The organism is Dyadobacter sp. CY326 (assembly GCF_021390515.1).
GTDB lineage: Bacteria > Bacteroidota > Bacteroidia > Cytophagales > Spirosomataceae > Dyadobacter.
The window spans coordinates 311,366-330,856 of the sequence record NZ_JAJUXI010000008.1; the positions used below are offsets into that span (position 1 = coordinate 311,366).

Here is a 19,491-nt window from a genome sequence, read left to right on the forward strand (position 1 = left end):
AGGAAATCCAAACGCTTTTTACTTACCTATATTTTTCAACTTTTTAGCCAGTCGTTCGGTAAAAAAGGCAATGCGGTTCAGCGGTTTGGCCGCATTGCTTAAAGTTACGGGCGTATGACCATTTGATGCTGCTGGTTTGAAATCTTTTAAGCTATCATACTGCTGCCGATAGGATGATACAAAGTGCACGGCAATCGTATTATGGTTTACCAAAGTGTGGTCGGTAGCCATAATAATTTGATTGGGGTTAAAGTAATTTACTCTATTACCGGCAGATGCGAGTACAGCCCATAACGTTTGTTCGGCCCACACTTTAAAGATAGCCAGGCCATTGCTGAATGCCGGGTCTTTCAGCAAGTTTTCCAAAAAGTCAAGATCAAAAGCCTGACGTGGAAAGTAAATGATTCCCGTGTTTATTTTAGGAAAGAGTGTGTGTTTGAATTTGAAAAAGTTTACCGGGTTGAACGAAATGGCGTTCTGCGTATCGTACATAAAAGTGGGAGTGCCATTAAAATTCGGAAGCTTGTACGGCTGAAAAAAGAAGATATCGCTATCGATAAAAAAAATATCATCATCATTATACAAGGAAACATCAAATAGCTTTTGTGCCAACACATTTTCCTCCCTGAATTTTTTACAAAGCGTGTAAGCTTGCAGTTTTTGTTCTATAATGGGAGTGCGAACGCTTTTACGTACAATGGTCGAACCGGGTAATGCGGTGAGCAGTTTTTGCTCATCGGCACCGGTAATGGAGCCGTCTTCGTATATCTCAAGCATTATAATGTCTTCGGCCTGCTGAACAAAGCTTTGCAGGCAGGCAATAGAAAAATCGAGCCCTCGCTGACCCAGCAAAGTTTTGCATTTTATGGTGTTGGCCATGGTGTTAGAGCGTTTGAATAACACTTGTTGCTATACTTTTTTGATTCCGTTTTTTATACCAGGCCAGCAAGCGTGTGCGTGCTGCTTCTGCATCCTTTACCGGCAACGCCGATGCCGTGTCAAAGTAATCCGCTCCATTGGTTAGCCCATCCAGGATCTCTTCTTTAATCGCATTAAAATTAATGGGCATTACACCATAAGCCGCATACGCCGAAAGTATACCTGATTTACCCAGCAAATGCGGCGGATAATCGAGCGCACCATAGGCACAGCGGTTAAGGTAAGGAGCAATATCTTCGGCGGGTAGTTTGCCGAGGGCATTAAATTGCACCTGAGCGCCGGTGTAGCTCATATGGCCTGCGCCAATATCATAAATGGTTTGAATGCCGGCGTTCTTAATAACGTTGTTGAATAATGGATTGCCGTAGATGCTCGCCCTTGATGATTGCGAACCGAAAATTACCATTGCGGCATCTTCCTTTCGAATGCTTTTGTTATAATAAGCCTCCGGTATGTTAGCGCATAAGCCGGTAACGATTAACGTATTGGGTTTGCCTTTTAACAACTCCGATAATAACACTTTATAAAGCTGGCAGTTGGTAAAAGTTTGGTCGGCTAAGGCATAAAGCTGCTTGACTATAATTTTTTGCAGGTAAGTGGTGTAATAAGCCGTGCGCAACATACTCGTGCTGGTTGCATACAACTCATGAAAATAAACCAGCACTTTGCAATTGGTATGCTGTTTTAGTTTTTTTAATGCCTTAGGCATATAAAATGGAAGTCCCTTTTCCTGGTAAGCGTAGTTTACGAAATGCAGCATAACTACATCGGGCCGGCAATCAGAAAGCTTTGTATAAAAATCAGCAGCGCTAAACTCCGTTACCTGACCGGCCTTATTGCCGGGGGGTAAATCTTTTACCAAAAAAAACGCCTCCGATGGATACAGCTCTTCCAGGGTTTGCGACAGCAGGAATGAGAAATCGCCTAAGCCGTTTATTGCAGGAGGCAAGGTCGGAGTAATGTGAACAATTCTTTTCATAAACTGCTTGTGTCGTGTCGCCTGGATTGGGTATTTGCCGCTGTAACCAAGCGTTGTAGTTGAAAGCAATTAAATTAAGTATTTGTTTTGCAAAACCATTAACCGAGAGCTAAAATGGTCAACGGAATTAAATCAGTTCATTGACAACGGTTGAAACAAAAAATCCAAAAATTGCTAGATCAACAAAAAACCTGGTGTAATTTGTCATAACGGATGAAGCGTTTTGACTAAAAGTCAAGATCACTAAATAAAAACAAAGAACTAAACCACATGTATAAAATGAGATTATCAGGACTTTTTGCAAGCGTATTATTAGTGATCATATCGTTAGGCCAGGCCTCGGGCTTTGCAAAGAAACGGGAACTTTATGAGCTGAAAACTTATCATGTCAAAGACAGCAGCCAGCGTGAGCGACTGGAAACGTTTCTAAAACAGGCTTACCTCCCAGCACTTCACCGTGCCGGCATCGGAAAAGTTGGCGTTTTCAAACCTGCCAGCGATGCCGATTCGCTGATCTATGTGCTGATACCATTTAAGTCGGCAGACCAATTTTTATCCTTGGCGGAGAAGATGGCAAATGATAAAACCTTTCTAGCTGCGGGCGATGACTATCTTAACACAAGCTTTGACAACCCGGTGTTCAAGGGCATTGAATCCGTTCTCATGGAATCGATTTCTGGAATGCCGTTGCTTAAAGTGCCCGACCTAAAATCAGACGCTGCTGACAGGATTTATGAACTTCGGAGATATGAAGCAGCCAGTGAGAAACTGCATGACAATAAAATAAGCCAGTTTAATAATGGTGAGCTTGATATTTTCAAACGCCTTGGTTTCAACACGGTATTTTGCGGAAAAGTCAAAGCTGGCAGCAAATTGCCCAGCCTGATCTATATGACTTCATTCGACAATAAAGTAGAGCGGGATGCACATTGGAAAGCGTTTAGTGCTGATCCTGAGTGGGTAAAGCTAAATGCCCTCCCGGAATATGCACATAACTTTTTAAGAGCAGACATTTATCTGCTTCATCCGGTAACTTATTCTGAGATATAACAGGTGATGTGACTGTAAATTGGGCAAGCACCATATTTATTTTCGCTTCATTCAAGCAATAAATTATTCTTGATTACAATTGAATTCAACTTGCACGAAAAAGTATGCAGATAACACCTGAACACAATGAGCGGATGGCTAAAATGACCTTTTCGTCAGTGTATCCCCACTACATTACAAAAGTTGAAAGCAAAGGCAGGACCATAGAAGAACTGCATCAGGTAATCACATGGCTGACTGGCTTTGACGAAGAAACATTGAAAGGCCTGGTCGACGAAAAAGTAACGTTCGATACATTTTTCAAGAAGGCAGAATTGAACCAGAATGCAGACCTGATCACCGGCGTAATCTGCGGCTATCGCATTGAGGAGATTGACAATCCGCTTACCCGAAAAGTACGATATCTGGACAAACTGGTCGACGAACTGGCGAAAGGCAGAAAGATGGAGAAGATCCTTCGGAAGGCATGATAATTTTGATTTACATGCTTTTCAAGTATTGATATACCAATTTTAAATGTAAAATATTTGTCAATTAAAGGTTACATTTGTTATGTTACATCTAGTTTCGATTTGTGATGCCTAAATATTTACGTCTCCTAAAATGTCATATCCGGCTCTACTCAATGGTGAAAAAGAAATATTGCAGCAAGTCGCCAGCGGCAATGAAAGGGCATTCCGAGCCTTGTTCAATAAGTATCATCATAAACTGGGATCGTATATTTTTCACATTTTAAAATCTGACGAGCTTGCTGAGGAAATTGTGCAGGATGTGTTCCTGAAAGTCTGGACAAACCGAGCCTCACTTGGCGAAATCAATAATTTCCAGGCATATCTGCTTGTCATTTCCAAAAACCATGCGCTGAACTGTCTTAAAAAGATAGCAAATGAAAAGGCGCTCACTTCCCACTTGGATGTCTGGAATTTAGAAACGCAACCGGAAGAATCGAGCGAAGACAACGAGCGATACAGTCTTGTTGATCAAGCCATTGATCAGCTTCCAAAGCAACAAAAATTGGTTTATCTGCTGAGCCGTCATGAACGTTTGCAATATGCTGAAATCGCTAACCGTCTTAGCATTTCACAGAAAACTGTAAAAAAATACCTGCAAATTTCTACTGAGTCCATCACTTGCTACATTCGTAAGAATCTGACAATCAGCACATTGTTGATTATGTTCAAATTTTTTTAAAAATATTCATATTTCAATGCCTCCGTTTTAACAGTCTTTTTGTCTTGTATGCAGACGCAATGCTTGTATGGCCTGCATGACTGTTTTCTATGGATGAATATGCTACGAGATTAATTTATTTGTTCAATCTGTACTATTCCGGAGATGCTACCAGCGAGCAGACGGCAGAGTTAATGTCAATGATACGGGAAGCAAAACACGATGAACAGCTCAGTGCGTTGCTGGAAGAATTTTGGAAAAACCAGCGCATTGATGACGTTTTTTTCACAAAACAGACAAGTGACAAAATCCTGAATTCCATAATTGAACCTGATCTTGTTAATGACGACGATTCAGAGGATGATGGACCACTCCAGGCAAGATTTTTTGGTGTGTGGCGTTTAGCCGCGGCGGCCGTCGTGCTGCTGATTGGATTTGGTGCATTTTATAAATTCAAACTAGCCAAAACAAAGGAGCAGGTCACAATTGTCAAAGCTGCGGTTAAAGACTTGCCGCCGGGAGGCAACCGTGCTTTGTTAACATTGGCAGACGGTTCCACGATCATTCTGGATAGTGCAGCCAACGGATTACTGGCAACACAGGGCGCTACGAAAATCAGTAAAAAAGAGAATGGCCAGCTGGTTTACAGTTCGGCAGACAACGAAAATGATCTGCCTCTGAACCAGATCAACATGCTTTCGACACCGAAAGGTGGCCAATATCAGATTTTCCTTCCGGATGGAAGTAAGGTTTGGCTTAACGCTTTATCGTCTATAAAATATCCCGCTGCTTTCGCAAAAGACGAACGGATGGTTGAGGTTACCGGGGAAGTTTTCTTCGAAGTGCAAAAAGATAAAAGCAGGCCATTCAAAGTCCGTTTCGGGGAAACTGAGGTGGAGGTTTTGGGGACAAGCTTCAATGTAATGGCTTACAAAGACGACAGTATTTCCAGAACAACGTTGGTGGAAGGCTCTGTTTCCCTAACAAATAAACACATTAACCAACGGCTGAAACCTGGCCAGCAGGCCTCCGTTGGTGCATCCGGAAAAATTACAACGCATATGGTGGATGTTGAAGAAGCCATTGCCTGGAAAAAGGGTCTGTTTTATTTCCGGGATGCCGGCATTCCGCAAATTATGAGAAAGGTGGCCAGGTGGTATGATGTGGAGATCCGTTATGAAGGCACCGTTCCCGTGAGGCAGTGTTCGGGAAAAATCCCGATGGATGTGAACATTTCGGAGTTGCTGCAAATGCTAAATTATATGGGTGTTGCATGCAGGATGGAAGACAGTCGGGTTATTGTTTCTACAAAGCAACATTAACGTATATGCTATTACGTTCAAAGATTTAAACTACTAAACGAAAAAGATATGAGAAGATCGAGAAAGCCGCCGACGTGAATATGTGGCCTGAAATAAAAAACAGGGAAAATGCAGCAAACATCTCCCCTGCGCAAACTTAGGCCAGTCCATTAAAATCCTATTTCGAAGCGATTAACGTATAACCTAATTTCACAAATATATGATAATTATATTTTTACTCCGGCGTGGACTATCTAACCGGTTAGCCATACCAGCCAAACTCTTTTTGACTATGAAACTGGTAACGCTATTTCTTATGGCAACCCTGTCGCAGGTGACTGCCACCGGGTACAGCCAGAAAATTTCAATGGAGAGCAAGAATATTTCCATTGAAGCAGCCTTTACGGCCATTGAAAGCCAGACTGACTATCTTTTCCTGTACGACAAGCTGGATTTGCCTTCTGCACAGCTCGTTTCGGTAAACCTGAAAAATGCAACGATCGACCAGGCTCTTGACCAGCTTTTTGCCGACTTGCCGCTTTCGTATAAGGTTTTCAAAAAGAACATTGTTATAAAAAAGAAAGAAAAACCAAGAGAAGAAGCGCGTGCATTATCTGCCCAGAAACCCGCTGTTTTGCAAACATTGAACGGAAAAGTGACAGATGAAAAAGGCGAAGCGCTGCCGGGTGTGAACATTGTGGTAAAAGGAACATCGAAAGGTGCAACCACCAATACATCCGGAGAATATCAGATTGAAATTACAGAAACTGGCAGCATACTCGTGTTTTCCTACGTTGGCTATCTGACCCAGGAAATAGAAGCAGGCAGCAGAACAACATTGGATGTGACACTCAAAACCGATGATAAAGCATTGGAAGAAGTGGTTGTTGTGGGTTACGGAACGCAGCGAAAAAGTGACCTGACCGGTTCTATTTCCTCTATTAAGGCAGAAGACCTGAAAAGATTGCCAACGACTTCATTTGATCAGGCCATACAGGGACGCGCTGCGGGCGTTCAGGTAACGCAGGGCTCCTCGGCTCCGGGTGGGCGGGTTTCGATCAGGATTCGTGGTGGGAATTCGCTGAGCAGCGGTAACGAACCATTGTATGTTATTGACGGATATCCAATTACGGCCGGCGGGACGGCGGGTGGCAATGGTGCGGGGCAGAACCCGCTTGCTTCGATAAACCCGAGCGACATTGCTTCCATGGAAATTTTGAAAGATGCTTCGGCCACAGCCATTTACGGCTCGCGGGGTGCCAATGGCGTTGTGCTTATCACTACAAAACGCGGCAAAGCCGGAAAAACTTCCGTAACCTACGATGGTTATTATGGAGTGCAAAAAGTGATTAAAAAGCTGGATATGATGAATGCCCGGGAATTTGCAACATTGGTCAATGAAGCCAGAGCGAATGATGGCGTAGCGACGCCTGCATATCCAAATGCGACGGATCTTTACAATTTCCCTGATCCATCCTCACTCGGCGAAGGAGTTGATTATCAAGATGAAATTTTCAGATCAGCAGCCATCCAGAATCATACGCTGAGCATTTCAGGCGGTAATGACAATACTAAAATTGCCGTATCAGGAAGTTATTTTGACCAAAAAGGGGTGTTGAAAAATTCTGATTTCAAACGGGCATCTATCAGAGCGAACATTGATACAAAACTCAGCAAAAACGTGATGTTGAGCACCAATCTTACAGCAAGCAAAGTTTGGGGTAACAACGGTCGCTCGGAAGGTGATGGCGGAGGAAATGCGAACACGGTAAATGCTGCGCTCATTATGCCTCCAACCGTGCCCATTTTCCAACAGGATGGCAGTTATACACGCCTAAATCCAACACCAGGCGGATCTACGGTTCACAATCCTGTGCCCATTGTTTTGTTCCAAAAGGATTTTCAGAACGTAGACCGCGTGTTAGGGACAATGGCGTTTACCTGGAACATTATCACGGATTTGTCGCTGAAAGTTTCTTTGGGAACAGACATGTCAAGCGCAAGCCGCGAAACCTATGAGCCACGTCAAACAGTCAATGGTTTCAATTCAAATGGTCGTGCAGGCCAGTCGAACCGCCGTTCCTCGTCTTATTTGAACGAGAACATTTTAAGTTATAACAAAACTTTTGATAAGCATCAATTCAATGCTGTTGCGGGATATACGCTGCAAATGGACAGGGACCAGCAGTTCAGCGCTTATTCAAGCAACTTCCTGACTGATTTGTATGGACCCGATAATTTGGATGCCGGCGCTGCATTTACCAGCCCGGATTCATATAAAAACCAAAGCAAGCTGGTTTCGTATCTGGGAAGGATCAATTATACTTTTAACAACAAATATCTGCTTTCCCTAACCGGCCGTGCAGACGGCAGCTCGAAATTCGGCGTTAACAACAAATGGGCATTTTTCCCATCCGTTGCGGTCGGATATAAACTGTCGGAAGAATCTTTCATTCAATCAATTGAGGCGATCAGCAATTTGAAAGTGCGTGCGAGTTTTGGTAAAACGGGTAACCAGAATATTTCAAATTATCAGTCACTGGCCCGGTTAGGTGTATTCAACTATGACCTAAGCGGTGCGCTCGTTTCAGGCTTGGCACCCGGCAACATTGCGAACCCGGATCTGCGTTGGGAAACGACGGCAACCACGGATTTTGGTATCGACCTCGATCTTTTTGGCAATCGCCTGAATTTCGTAGCTGATTATTATTACAAAAAGACGACAGATCTGCTTTGGAACATTAGCATTCCGCAAACTTCCGGTTTTGCTTCTATTTTCAGAAACGTTGGAAGTCTGCAAAACAAAGGACTTGAACTAAGTATTGGCGGTGAAATCTTCGCGAAGGAATTCAAATGGAACTCCCAGGCAAACTGGTCGATGAACCGCAATAAAGTGCTTGAAATTCCAGGCTACACCCCTACTTCACAGGGCGAACTTTCGGGCCACTTAAAAGTGAACGGAAGCTGGCTTGCACCCGGTCTGCCGGTTGGCGTTTGGAATTTGCTGCAATACGATGGCGTATTCCAGGATCAGGATCAGCTTGACAGAGGACCAAGGTCAACCAGTAACGATAAATTAGGTGATGCAAGATTCGTTGATCGCAATGGAAACGGCTCTATTAACCTGGCCGAAGACCGGATGATCGTTGGTGACCCAAATCCTGATTTTATATTCGGATGGTCCAACAATTTATCTTACAAAGGTTTCGATCTCTCAGTCTACATGCAAGGAACTTATGGAAACGACATTCTGAACATTCAGCGTGCAGAAAGCAATGTTTCCGGACCTTGGGGAAACCAAAGAAGAGAGATTCTTGACCGTTGGACGCCGACCAATACGAACACCAATATTTCACGTGCCCGCGTAACTGTAAATCCGCTCCTGGTACAATCGTCCTGGCTGATTGAAGACGGATCATTCTTGCGTGTGAAGACTGCATCTTTGGGTTACACTTTCAAACCGTCCAAAGGCATTAGTTCCTGCCGTGTGTATGTGTCAGGCCAGAACCTGCTGACTTTTACAAAATACTCCGGATTTGATCCCGAAGTAAATTCACCAGGAAACAACAACCTTCAACTCGGCGTAGACTATAACGCCTACCCTGCCGCCAGAACATTCCTGGTTGGGGTTAATGTGGGCTTTTAATTTATCAATGTTGCTACAAAATCAGATATGAAAACAAATCTTAAAATATGGGTATCTTCTGCAATTTTTGTGACCAGCCTGTTTGGCTGTCATGAGAGTTTTTTAGAAGAAAAGGTTTTCGATGCGCTGACGCCGCAAAACTTCTATCAAACAGAAGCGGATATGCAGGCCGGCGTTATTTCGGTATACAATGCGATGCATGCCTTTGAAGTCTATGGAAGGCAAGCATGGCTTGCAGCCGAATATCCGGGCGAGTCTTCCTGGCCAAATAACTCCGGCGAAGCATGGCGCACGGAGCTCGACCAATATACTTGGACACCAAGTTCTACGGGCTTCAAACAACTTTGGAGTGGGCTTTTTAAAATGGTAAACCGCGCCAATACAGTGATTCAATATGCCGATCAGGTGACCTATGCCAATCCTGCAAACAAAGATCAGATCCTGGCCGAAACAAGATTCCTACGTGGATTAGCCTACCTGACGCTTGTTCGCTTCTTCGATCACGTGCCTTATGTTGTGGTGGAAAACTCGACAGAACTTTATCCGTCTAATGAAAATACCGATGACCAGGTTTGGACATTGATTATTGATGATTTTAAGTATGCCTTATCTGTTTTACCAGCAACACAAACCGGGAAAAACATTGGGAAAGCAACCGCCGGTGCCGCACAGACAATGTTAACAAAGGCCTATCTGACCAGAGCCGGAAAACCCTGGAACAAACCGGAATACTGGGCACTGGCCGCTGACGAAGCCAACAAGATCATTAACAATGCTGCGTATGGCTATGGCTTGCATGCGCGTTATGACGATGTTTTCACCCTCGCCAATGAGCATGGAAAAGAATACATTTTCAGTCTCGAACTCGAAAGCGGGATTGGTCTGGGAAAGGACTTTCCAACATTTACAGCAATACGCAGCGGAAATCAGCTGCGATTGGATGGCTGGTCCTCATTGGTTGCCGAAGAGAAATTCTTCAATTCAATGGATCCAAAAGATAAGAGACGTACCAAAACATTTGTTGTTTCTTATCCTGACATCCGTGGAAATGGGACTGTCTACGAATATCCTAAGACGATCACATTGCCGCATTTTAACAAACTGATTAACCAGGACGACAACAAAGCAACGGGCACAGGCGATTATGCTACAAACCTGCCGCTTACCCGCTATGCCGATGTGCTTTTAATGCATTCAGAAGCTGAAAATGAAGCAAAAGGGCCTAGCGTTGCGGCTGTTAAAGGCATTAATGCTGTCCGGGAACGAGCAGGACTTGCACTTTTAACACCCGGTTCGATGACCAAAGAATCTTTAAGAAACGCCATCATTCAGGAGCGCGCCTGGGAACTTTGCGAAGAAGGCCATGCCTTTTTTGACTTAAAGCGTCAGAATGCTATTATCAAAAGAATTACCAATTTTAAACCGGAAGAAAAGCACTACGCATTCCCGGTTCCACAAGATGAACTGGACGTAAATCCAAACCTCCGGCAGCATCCAGCTTACAAGTAAATAAACAACAAAGAGGGCGTCAGGGGCGCCCTCTTTGTTGTTTACCCTAGCCTAATCCTTCCAGGTAACTTCCCTGAACACAATGTGCTTGTGTCCGTCAGACTCAAACAAAAGAGCCACAAGTTTTCCCCTGTTTTTAACAGGTCGGAATAGGCTGTGTATTAAATTATTTTGTTAGCTTTGGTTACATAATGCGTTCAGCCTCTATTATTTATAAGTTGTATGAAGAAGTTTCTGCGAACATCCATTTTTGTGAGTGCCGTTTGTTTTGCTTGTACCTTATCATGCCGCAAGTCTGCGGAAATAATAGAAGTTGAAAAGGAGATTACGGATAGCATTACACCAAGTATTCCAAACACTGGGCAGATGCCAGATCCGGCGTTTCTGAAACGATACATTGATGTTGGCTTTATCGACGGCGAAGTTTCGAAAGCTCCAATGGAGAGCCCGTTACTTCCGTGGCTCAAAAAGGAATTGCGTCCCTTTAATAACGGTAATCTCAATTTGACAGGAACAAATACGCCTTTGCTGGCTTTTGGAGATGGAATGTCATCAGGTTGGACGGATGGAGGGTTGTACAGGGCAGGGCAACAAACTGCCTTTCCCAATCTGGTGGCGCGTCAGATGGCTTTAAAGGATTTCAAATCGCCATTGTTTGACCTCGAACATGGGAATGGAACCGGATATCTGGTGGTTAACAAAACGAGTAGCCAGCCATCCTGGTCTGAGGTGAGTAATAACCTGGCGATAATATCACGGAGCCACGTCCCTGAACTGGTCCCATATCTTGGCGGGGATGTTGAAAACATGTCTGAGCCCAAGGTCGATCACGCAGGAATTAGCGGCACGCTTTCACCCAAAGAAAATGGATGGATCTATGGCAACGACGGCCGTGGCTGGACAGAGGATATGATCTTTTTTTGGCGCATGCAACCCAATGCTGACAAATACAGGGATAGTTATTGGGACCTGTTAAACAAGAGTCTGAACTCCAAAAAGCCAGCAATTGTGCTGTCCAGCTTTGGATTTGATTTGTGGACTGAACTGAACTTGAAAAACAAAGCTGAGGGCATGGACTGGCAGAATGCATCATCTGAAACGTCTGCGCTTGCTATCAATGTGGCTGAACTGGCGCAAAGATCGGGTGCTCAGGGAATCGTCTATACATTGCCGGCTTTCAAGCATTTAGCCTATTACGATTGGCAAAAGTAATACGCAACGCCATTCAATCCTGAGCGCCAGGAATGGGGAACACCTACCGCTACCAACAAACGTATCCGCCAAGAAGCAAATGAGAAAAAATTGCTGGTCGTGGATCTTGAAGCTTTGTACGCGAAGATTTCAGAAGGCAGTTACGTGACAGAGGATGGTATGAAAATCAGTGGAAAGCCAGGCGGGAATTTCTTTTCAAGCGATGGAATTTACCCATCTGCAATTGGAAACGCTGTCATTGCCAATGAAACGATCAAGGTTATCAATGCAAAGTTCCACTCACAAATTCCGCTAATCAATTTAAGTGAGTTTGCTTCCTATCTGAGAACAAACTGAGATCGTTATTATGGATTTTCACCGGCATCGCGATCTTTATTGGACGCTTGGCTTATTTGGCCTTTCAGAATGCATTAAATCAGCATTGATAAACCCCGTAAGAAGCTTACGGAGCGAGTAAGATTATCCCTTTTCAAATACATAAAGCTGCTTTATAAAAATTATTTTACATACAAAACATGAATTAATAAATGATAATACATACATTTCGTGACAATATACTTAATAAACCCATTATCCATGAAAGGAGCCAATCTGGGCGAATTTGAAGAACTGGTATTACTCACAATCGCTTCCCTGGCCAGCGAAGCATATAGTGTTGCCATTTGCGATGAGCTCGAAAAATTCTCCGGTCGCAGTGCCAAACTCGGCGTGGTACACTCCGTACTCAACCGGCTGGAAGAAAAAGGACTGGCAAAAAGCCGGCTTGGTGATGCTACCAGCACGCGCGGCGGCAAACGGAAACGCTACTATGAAGTGAGCCACACCGGCAAGGTCGCGTTATTGAAAGCGAAAGAAATACGCGAAAACATCTGGCGCAACATCCCCGGCTTTAACCTGGAAGGTTCGATATGAAACAGAAAGAAAAAGCCACACCCCCGCGCTGGGCGACCCGTTTTCTGCATTGGTACTGCCGCCCGCGCTTGCTGGAAGATCTTGAAGGCGACCTTAACGAATATTTTGAAAGGAATGTGCAGCAAAAAGGCGCCAGAAAAGCCCGGCTGATCTACGCGATCGATGTGATCAAGTTTTTGAGACCTTATACCATCCGAAAAATAGAGTTCTTCAACATTTTCATTCATTGGATCATGATCGGCAGCTATCTCAAAACATCCCGGCGAAGCCTCGTCCGTAATAAATTGTTTTCATTGATTAATATTATCGGACTCGCAGTCAGCATGTCAGTTGGGTTGCTGGTCATCTCCATTGTCACTGATTTTTATTCGTATGACGATTTTCAGGGAAAGAAAAACCGAACTTACCGGGTGATTACTAAAACGTTGGAAAAAGGGCAAACCTCTGACTTGAAGCTGGCTTCAACTTCGGTAGAAGTTGGCGAAAAGATTAGAGAGGCAATTCCTGCTGTTGAAGATGTTACCATAATCCGGCGGGAGTTTTCGGGCGATGTGAAAGTCGGCGATGCCACGTTTCCATTGCAGGCAACTTACGCTGACAATTCTTTTCTCAAAATTTTTACGTTTCCCCTCCTTAAAGGTGACGTCACAACTGCTCTCAAAAATCCCAATTCGCTGGTCCTCACCGAAAAAACCGCTAAAAAAATGTTCGGTAATGCCGAGCCACTGGGCAAAGCAGTGCAAGTTGACACCGTCAGTTTCGTGGTGACCGGCGTCGCAAAAGACATTCCTGCATTGTCCCACATCGATTTCGACGCGCTGGTTTCATTTTCGACGCTGGATGGCAATCACACGGATTCCGATCTTCACAGCTGGGCAAATATCTGGTCGAATTATGTATACGTTACATTCCCAGGCAAAGTCGATCCGGCGACCATACAGCCCGCGCTAGACAGACTTAGTGTCCAGGAAAACAAAACATTGCCAAACCGCAAAGTATGGGTCTCTCTGCAGCCGGTTGGAGAGATTATCATGGCCGGCTCACTCTCTAACAATGTGGGGCCCGCCGTTGACCCGATCACGGTATGGATACTTGGTGGACTGGCACTAGTGATCATCCTTTCGGCATGTTTCAATTATACCAATCTCTCCATTGCACGCTCGATGCGCAGGTCGCGGGAGGTCGGCATTCGAAAGATCATCGGTGCGCAAAAAAGTCATGTATTAGGCCAGTTTATTGCGGAGTCGGTCATCATTGCATTGCTCGCGCTGGTATTTTCATTTGCCCTGTTTTTGGTCTTGAGAAAACAATTCCTCGGGCTCGACAAGAATATTCCCGAACTGCTCACGCTTGATATTTCTTTTAAAACCATTATACTTTTTATCCTGCTGGCGGCCGTTACCGGCATCATCGCCGGTTTTTTACCCGCGGTATTTTTTTCAAAGATCAATGCGCTGGTGGTGATGAAAGACGCGTCCAGCTTAAAAATTTTCCGCCGGATCGGCATCCGCAAAGCATTGATCGTGACCCAGTTTACATTATCGCTCATATTCATAGCCGCAACGGTGGTTGGCTACACACAATACAAAGGATTTCTGTCATTTGATCTGGGTTTTACGACAGATAACATTGTCAATATCAAGCTCAAAGGCAACAATGGCGCACTTGTTGCCAAAGAGTTGTCACAGATCCCGGCTGTTAAAGGAATTTCCAAATCCATGATGGTCACCAGCCTCGGCAGCATCCATGGCACAGGTTTGAAATATCATGGCGACTCGGCGGTTGTCTGGCTGAACACAGTCGATGAACATTATCTGCCGCTTCACGATCACAAATTTGTTGCGGGAAAAAATTTTCAGCTGCGACCTGGAAAAGGAAAAGAAAGCGAGATCATCGTAAACCAGCAAGTATTGAAGCGTTTTAACATAGCAAATCGTAATGCGGAAAAAGCATTGGGTGAGATCGTCGACGTTGGAGGAATCAAACTTGTCATTGTCGGTGTGCTCAAAGACTTTCATTATGGCACTCTTGAAAACAAGATCGAGCCCGTGATATTCCGCTATTCCGCCGAGCCTGAAAGTTTTCTCAATGTCAAGATTGCCTCCAAAGACCTGCCGGCCACGCTCGCAAATATCAAAACCGTTTGGCAAAAACTGGATAAAGTCCATGAGCTGGATGCGCGGTTTTATGACGAACAGATTGAGGCAGCTTATGGCCAGTTTTCAATGATGATCAAAGTCATCGGCTTCATTGCATTTCTTGCTATTTGTATTGCTTCACTGGGCTTGTTCGGTATGGTCGTATTTACGACGGAAACCAAATTGAAGGAAATTAGCATCCGCAAAGTACTTGGCGCCAGCGAAACCGGTCTTGTGTTTTTGTTATGCAAAGGTTTTCTGGCTTTGCTGCTTATTTCAGCATTGATCGCATTGCCCGCTACTTACTTTTTCTTCGACAAAGTTCTCCTAACCCGTTTTGTCTATCATCAGCCGATCAGTCTGACCGAAATGCTTGGCGGCGCATTCATCGTCATGCTCCTGGCTTTCCTTCTTATTGGTTCACAAACGATGAAAGCAGCCAGGAATAACCCGGCAAAAGTTTTGAAAAGCGACTAAGGAAAGTCGTTGATCATTCGCATAACTTCATCGATGGTTCGGGCACCACGGAGATTGCTCTATTATTCATATCTACCTTATCAGCCGCGAAAATTTCGCCTGTCGCCTTATCTTGAAGAAAACCAATGACTTCCCATTCAGCTTCCATAAATTCTTTCGGCAGGGTGATACTAACCTGGCCATTTGCTGGCTTTTCCAATTTAAATGACTGCAACCGTCTCACAATCTGCACATGACGCAATGTACGGCCACCATTTTCACCACGTTTAATCTGGCGCTCAGCATTTTTTTGAACCACTGCTATCATAAGCTCGACATTCTTGCTTGCCGACGATTGGTAAGCGATGGCCATTTTTCCTGCTTCTGGTTTTCCAGTTAATTTTAATGTGTTGGCCGGGCTGCCTTGGAGACCATTTCTCAGGGCATTGGTCAAAGCCGCCTCATTCGACCCGACAAATTCGGTTTTGCCGTTGACGATCACTTGCGGCGTGTAAACCTGCGCATTCAGCTTATTTGCATACCAATATTGGCGTTTGGTATTTTCAGGGCTGCTGAAAATATCCCTCCAACCCTGATGATCCCAATAATCAATGTGGTAAGCCAGGATGTAAATCGGTTTTTCACCAGCTTGCTTTTGTAAATTCCCTAGCAGCTCATCGGCGCGCGGGCAGCTTGAACAGCCTTCGGAGGTGAATAATTCCAGGACAACAAATCCGTCGCCTTTTGCTGTTTTGTCGTCGGCTGGTTTTTGTTTTACTGCTCCGTTGCTGAGGTTTGCCATGAACAATAAGCCTGACACTAAGGCCAAAATGTTTTTCGTTTTCATAGATTTTGATTTTTAAATATGAACCAAACTTATGACCACACACGGCAGAAAACGAGAAGATTTGGGTTGAACAGGACCATTGAAACTGCCAATCAGACATAACGGCCGTGAAAATTTTACGTGCTAACGATTTTCCATCCATGCAAGAAACGAGGGCGCTTTTTCCTTGTTAATCAGCAATTGATCAGGTGTGTCTATGACCAGCTTCACATACAGTTTCCGCATAAAATAATGCTCAATTTCCTTGATCGCTGAGAAATTAACGAGATACTGGCGGTTCACCCGGAAAAATTGCTTTTGGCTAACTAATCCTGCGATTTGATCGAGCGCCTGATTTAGCGAAAACTCCTGTCCATCGAAACACATGATCATTGAAGTTTCATTTCTAATGTAGAAAAAGGCGATTTGCGCAGTCTGGACAGTGGTGTATTTTTGATGTTTAAATACCAAAAAACTGGTTTTCTCGGCTTGGGGAGCCATCCTGCTCAGTAACTCGCTCAGGTCTGGGATTGCTTTTTGTTGGAAGAAGTTTTTGAGGTCGTCGACTTTGCCGAGCGCGCCTGCAATGTCTTCTTTCGAGAATGGTTTCAGCACATAATCCACGCCATTGCGCTTGAATGCTTCCAGCGAGTATTCGTCATATGCCGTACAAAAAACGACCGGACAAACAATCTCCACAGATTTAAAGATCTCAAAACTTAATCCGTCGGCCAGCTGAATGTCCATAAAAATAAGGTCTGGCTGCGGGCCGGCGGAAAGCGCCTCAACCGCTTCTTCAATGCTCTGATAAGGACCCGTGATTTTGGCTAGCGGGCGAAGTTGCTGTAAAATATTTTCAAGGGACCGGGCTGTTTTTAGCTCGTCCTCAATGATTACGATGTTCATGAATGATAGGGAGTCTAACCTGAAATAGATTTTGGTCGCTGATTACCTCCACCTTTCTGTTTAATAAATGACTGTATTTGAGCTCAATGTTTTTCAACCCCACACCCAGGGAATCTTCCTGATTTTTTCTGAGCTGAACCTGGTTTTCGACAACAATGCTGTCCCCATCAATGAGAATGCGGATGTGTAACGGTCGGCTGAGTGATACAATGTTGTGTTTGAGACAGTTTTCGATCAACAATTGTAATGTAAATGGAGGGATTAATGTGTCCAAAACGGCGTCCTCGATCTTGTTTTGAAAAATAAAGCCGTCTTCAAACCTGGCTTTTTGCAAAAAAAGATAGGCATTCAGAATCTCCATTTCTTCTTTCAAAGGAATCAGATCCAGCTTGCGGCTTTCCAGCGTATAACGGTAAAAGTTGGCAAGCCGTAATATAAAATCCACAGATTGCTGATCGCCGGTTTCGACCATTGCTTTGAGCGTATTCAGGCTATTAAACAGAAAGTGCGGATTCACCTGCTGTTTCAAAAGGTCATATTGCGCACTCAGATTATCATTTCGAAACCGCTCCAATTCCATGCTCACATGCTGATTTTCATAATTCTGTTGCAGCATATTCAGGAACATATAAAACACAAGGTTGATTAAAATCCCACGCACTTCCACCATCAACATGGCAGGGCCAAAATCAATGTGCGACAATATAAGTTGCTGAATATAAGCCAGTCCGAGCATAAGAACAAGACCAAACGCCAGTGAATTCAGCAATTTGGCATACGATATGTGCTGTCCCTGCGATCGGTTATTTTTTTGCGAAAGCATGTAAATATTGAAATACCACATAATCACCGCAAATGCAGCTGTAATGCCCGCATTCACAGCCGCTTCGAGAGGCACAAACTGGTGTGAAGCCAGCTGCGGCACCGAGGAAAGTAAACCGATCACGATGGAGCTGGTCCAGATGATTTTGTTTGAGACTTTGAAAGCTTCTTTTGTTACCATATCAAATCGGGCGGTCGATGTGCGATTCCAGTTGTTATTAGGGAAAAACGGCAGCCTGTTGGGAAGTTATAAATTCAATCCGCTGCTGCTTTTCCGGTCGGTCGTCGCTGGGCTGATAAGCTTTGCCGGTCTGGAAATCATAGTCAAAAGCAAATCGCGTCTCATTTCTTTGCACAATTTTCAAATGCTCTATGGAATAAATTTCGCCATTCATATTGGTTCCATACCATTGCGGCATTGGCTTTTGCTTCCAGGTTACCAATGTATAATGCGCGCCAATGTTTGGTTTGGACAAAGAATCGTGAGCAGTTTCCAGCGCAAGATCATTTCCATATAGCATTGCAATGGTGCCCTTTTTGTTGTTAATGATGGATTTGATCACCTTCTGATCTCCGGCATTGTACAAATATTCCGGCGCAAGAGTAGCAGTATTACGTTCGTCGCAGGACAGCATTAACAGTGCTAGCACAATGATATAAAGTGAAATGGTGGATTTCATCTTGGTAAAATTTATTTGGTTGGAATGTTGAATACAAAATCATTTTCAGGCGCTAGCAGCCGATGGCAGTTGGCGCAAGTCTGCTCGAAGAGGATGGTTTTCCCAGCAGGTTTAAGGTCTAGACCATCGAATTTGGCAAATCCCCAGCCTTCGGTGGCGCTGTATTTTTTGCTGTCTTTGATCATGAACTGTGCATTTTGGAAGTTGCCCGGCAGCACATTTCCATCGTTATCCTCCGCCTGTTTGCCCCAAACTACCTTTACAATTCGTGCCCCGTCGGGAAAAGGAAGTTCGCGTTTTTCAATGGCCTTTACCATAATATCATTTCCGTAGACGATCCGCATGCTGCCCCCATCGAGTTTGTCGGTGACGCTGATGATCTTCCAGTTTTTGTAGTCCGAAGAATAGGGAATGCCATTTAAGGAAACCGGCGTTTTTTGACTCGAAGCTTTATGATTCACCGAAGTTTGCGCAACAATCCGGGATGTATCCACCTTATGCCGTCCGGGAAGCGTGTTCACATATTTTTTCAAAACTGCAAGCTCAGATTCAGATACTTTGCCGCCCGGATGCGCCAGCTGGTAACGTTTCAAAGGCATTTTCCCCTGCTCGATCGCATTCACCATTTCCCAAAGCAATAATTCCTGCACACCAGCCGGATTCCTATCCCATTCCGAAAAATTAAACCGCGAGCGCGCCTCATTGACATCATGCGCCACCACAAAAGACGCCGGGGCGATCTTATCAAACCATTCGACCTTGGCTTCATTGGAATGGCAATCATAACACGCCCGCTCCAATATCTTCTTCACATTCGCAGGGACCGCAATTTCGCTCGTCACAGGCTGGTTTTCAATGTCAGGTGAGCTGATCTGTAGTCCCACAAAGATCAATATTAGCACAACCGCTGCGCTTTTGTAAAATGTTAACCCCGGCTTTTTCATT

At 44.4% G+C, this 19,491-nt stretch carries 17 protein-coding genes; 10 read left to right on the top strand and 7 right to left on the bottom strand.

Going from position 1 to position 19,491, the window contains the following annotated elements; translation table 11 throughout:
- Positions 1-18: 18 nt before the first annotated feature.
- Together LZG73_RS17715 and LZG73_RS17720 are read right to left on the bottom strand one after the other, a co-directional pair.
- The gene (locus LZG73_RS17715; protein WP_233853085.1) at positions 19-879 is read right to left on the bottom strand and encodes a hypothetical protein; all 861 of its coding nucleotides are present in this window, start codon (positions 877-879) and stop codon (positions 19-21) included.
- A gap of 4 nt (positions 880-883) precedes the next feature.
- Positions 884-1,918: a hypothetical protein gene (locus LZG73_RS17720; protein WP_233853087.1), complete on the bottom strand. Its 1,035-nt coding sequence runs from the start codon at positions 1,916-1,918 to the stop codon at positions 884-886.
- Positions 1,919-2,197: 279 nt separating this feature from the next.
- Here LZG73_RS17720 and LZG73_RS17725 point away from each other — a divergent pair, with 279 nt between their 5' ends.
- The 10 genes from LZG73_RS17725 (at position 2,198) to LZG73_RS17770 (ending at position 15,333) form a co-directional block, all read left to right on the top strand.
- Positions 2,198-2,968, top strand: coding sequence for an NIPSNAP family protein (locus tag LZG73_RS17725; RefSeq protein WP_233853088.1), 771 nt, complete (start codon positions 2,198-2,200; stop codon positions 2,966-2,968).
- A gap of 104 nt (positions 2,969-3,072) precedes the next feature.
- Positions 3,073-3,438: a DUF2200 domain-containing protein gene (locus LZG73_RS17730; RefSeq protein WP_233853090.1), complete on the top strand. Its 366-nt coding sequence runs from the start codon at positions 3,073-3,075 to the stop codon at positions 3,436-3,438.
- A gap of 133 nt (positions 3,439-3,571) precedes the next feature.
- Complete coding sequence (locus LZG73_RS17735; RefSeq protein ID WP_233853092.1) at positions 3,572-4,159, top strand: RNA polymerase sigma factor; 588 nt, start codon at positions 3,572-3,574, stop codon at positions 4,157-4,159.
- Between the two features lie 173 nt (positions 4,160-4,332).
- Positions 4,333-5,460, top strand: a complete 1,128-nt coding sequence (locus LZG73_RS17740) for a FecR family protein (RefSeq protein WP_233853094.1) — start codon at positions 4,333-4,335, stop codon at positions 5,458-5,460.
- Between the two features lie 271 nt (positions 5,461-5,731).
- On the top strand, positions 5,732-9,085 hold the full coding sequence (locus LZG73_RS17745; RefSeq protein WP_233853096.1) for a TonB-dependent receptor: 3,354 nt from the start codon (positions 5,732-5,734) through the stop codon (positions 9,083-9,085).
- A 27-nt stretch (positions 9,086-9,112) separates the two neighbouring features.
- Positions 9,113-10,594 (top strand): RagB/SusD family nutrient uptake outer membrane protein, encoded by a 1,482-nt coding sequence (locus LZG73_RS17750; RefSeq protein WP_233853098.1) that lies wholly within the window; start codon positions 9,113-9,115, stop codon positions 10,592-10,594.
- Positions 10,595-10,816: 222 nt separating this feature from the next.
- A complete protein-coding gene (locus LZG73_RS17755) occupies positions 10,817-11,806 on the top strand; it encodes a hypothetical protein (protein ID WP_233853100.1) in 990 nt (329 codons plus the stop codon).
- 99 nt (positions 11,807-11,905) lie between these two features.
- Positions 11,906-12,142: a hypothetical protein gene (locus LZG73_RS17760; RefSeq protein ID WP_233853102.1), complete on the top strand. Its 237-nt coding sequence runs from the start codon at positions 11,906-11,908 to the stop codon at positions 12,140-12,142.
- A gap of 240 nt (positions 12,143-12,382) precedes the next feature.
- Complete coding sequence (locus LZG73_RS17765) at positions 12,383-12,718, top strand: PadR family transcriptional regulator (protein WP_233853104.1); 336 nt, start codon at positions 12,383-12,385, stop codon at positions 12,716-12,718.
- On the top strand, positions 12,715-15,333 hold the full coding sequence (locus tag LZG73_RS17770) for an ABC transporter permease (protein ID WP_233853106.1): 2,619 nt from the start codon (positions 12,715-12,717) through the stop codon (positions 15,331-15,333). Before LZG73_RS17765 ends, LZG73_RS17770 begins: the two co-directional genes overlap by 4 nt.
- A gap of 13 nt (positions 15,334-15,346) precedes the next feature.
- On the opposite strand, the gene LZG73_RS17775 is transcribed toward LZG73_RS17770, so the two are convergent.
- The 5 genes from LZG73_RS17775 to LZG73_RS17795 form a co-directional block, all read right to left on the bottom strand.
- Positions 15,347-16,159 (bottom strand): thioredoxin family protein, encoded by an 813-nt coding sequence (locus LZG73_RS17775; RefSeq protein ID WP_233853108.1) that lies wholly within the window; start codon positions 16,157-16,159, stop codon positions 15,347-15,349.
- Between the two features lie 123 nt (positions 16,160-16,282).
- Complete coding sequence (locus tag LZG73_RS17780; protein ID WP_233853110.1) at positions 16,283-17,044, bottom strand: LytTR family DNA-binding domain-containing protein; 762 nt, start codon at positions 17,042-17,044, stop codon at positions 16,283-16,285.
- Positions 17,025-18,047, bottom strand: coding sequence for a sensor histidine kinase (locus tag LZG73_RS17785; protein WP_233853111.1), 1,023 nt, complete (start codon positions 18,045-18,047; stop codon positions 17,025-17,027). Before LZG73_RS17785 ends, LZG73_RS17780 begins: the two co-directional genes overlap by 20 nt.
- Before the next feature lie 37 nt (positions 18,048-18,084).
- A complete protein-coding gene (locus LZG73_RS17790; protein ID WP_233853113.1) occupies positions 18,085-18,546 on the bottom strand; it encodes a hypothetical protein in 462 nt (153 codons plus the stop codon).
- An 11-nt stretch (positions 18,547-18,557) separates the two neighbouring features.
- Positions 18,558-19,490: a heme-binding domain-containing protein gene (locus LZG73_RS17795; RefSeq protein ID WP_233853115.1), complete on the bottom strand. Its 933-nt coding sequence runs from the start codon at positions 19,488-19,490 to the stop codon at positions 18,558-18,560.
- Position 19,491: the final 1 nt, after the last annotated feature.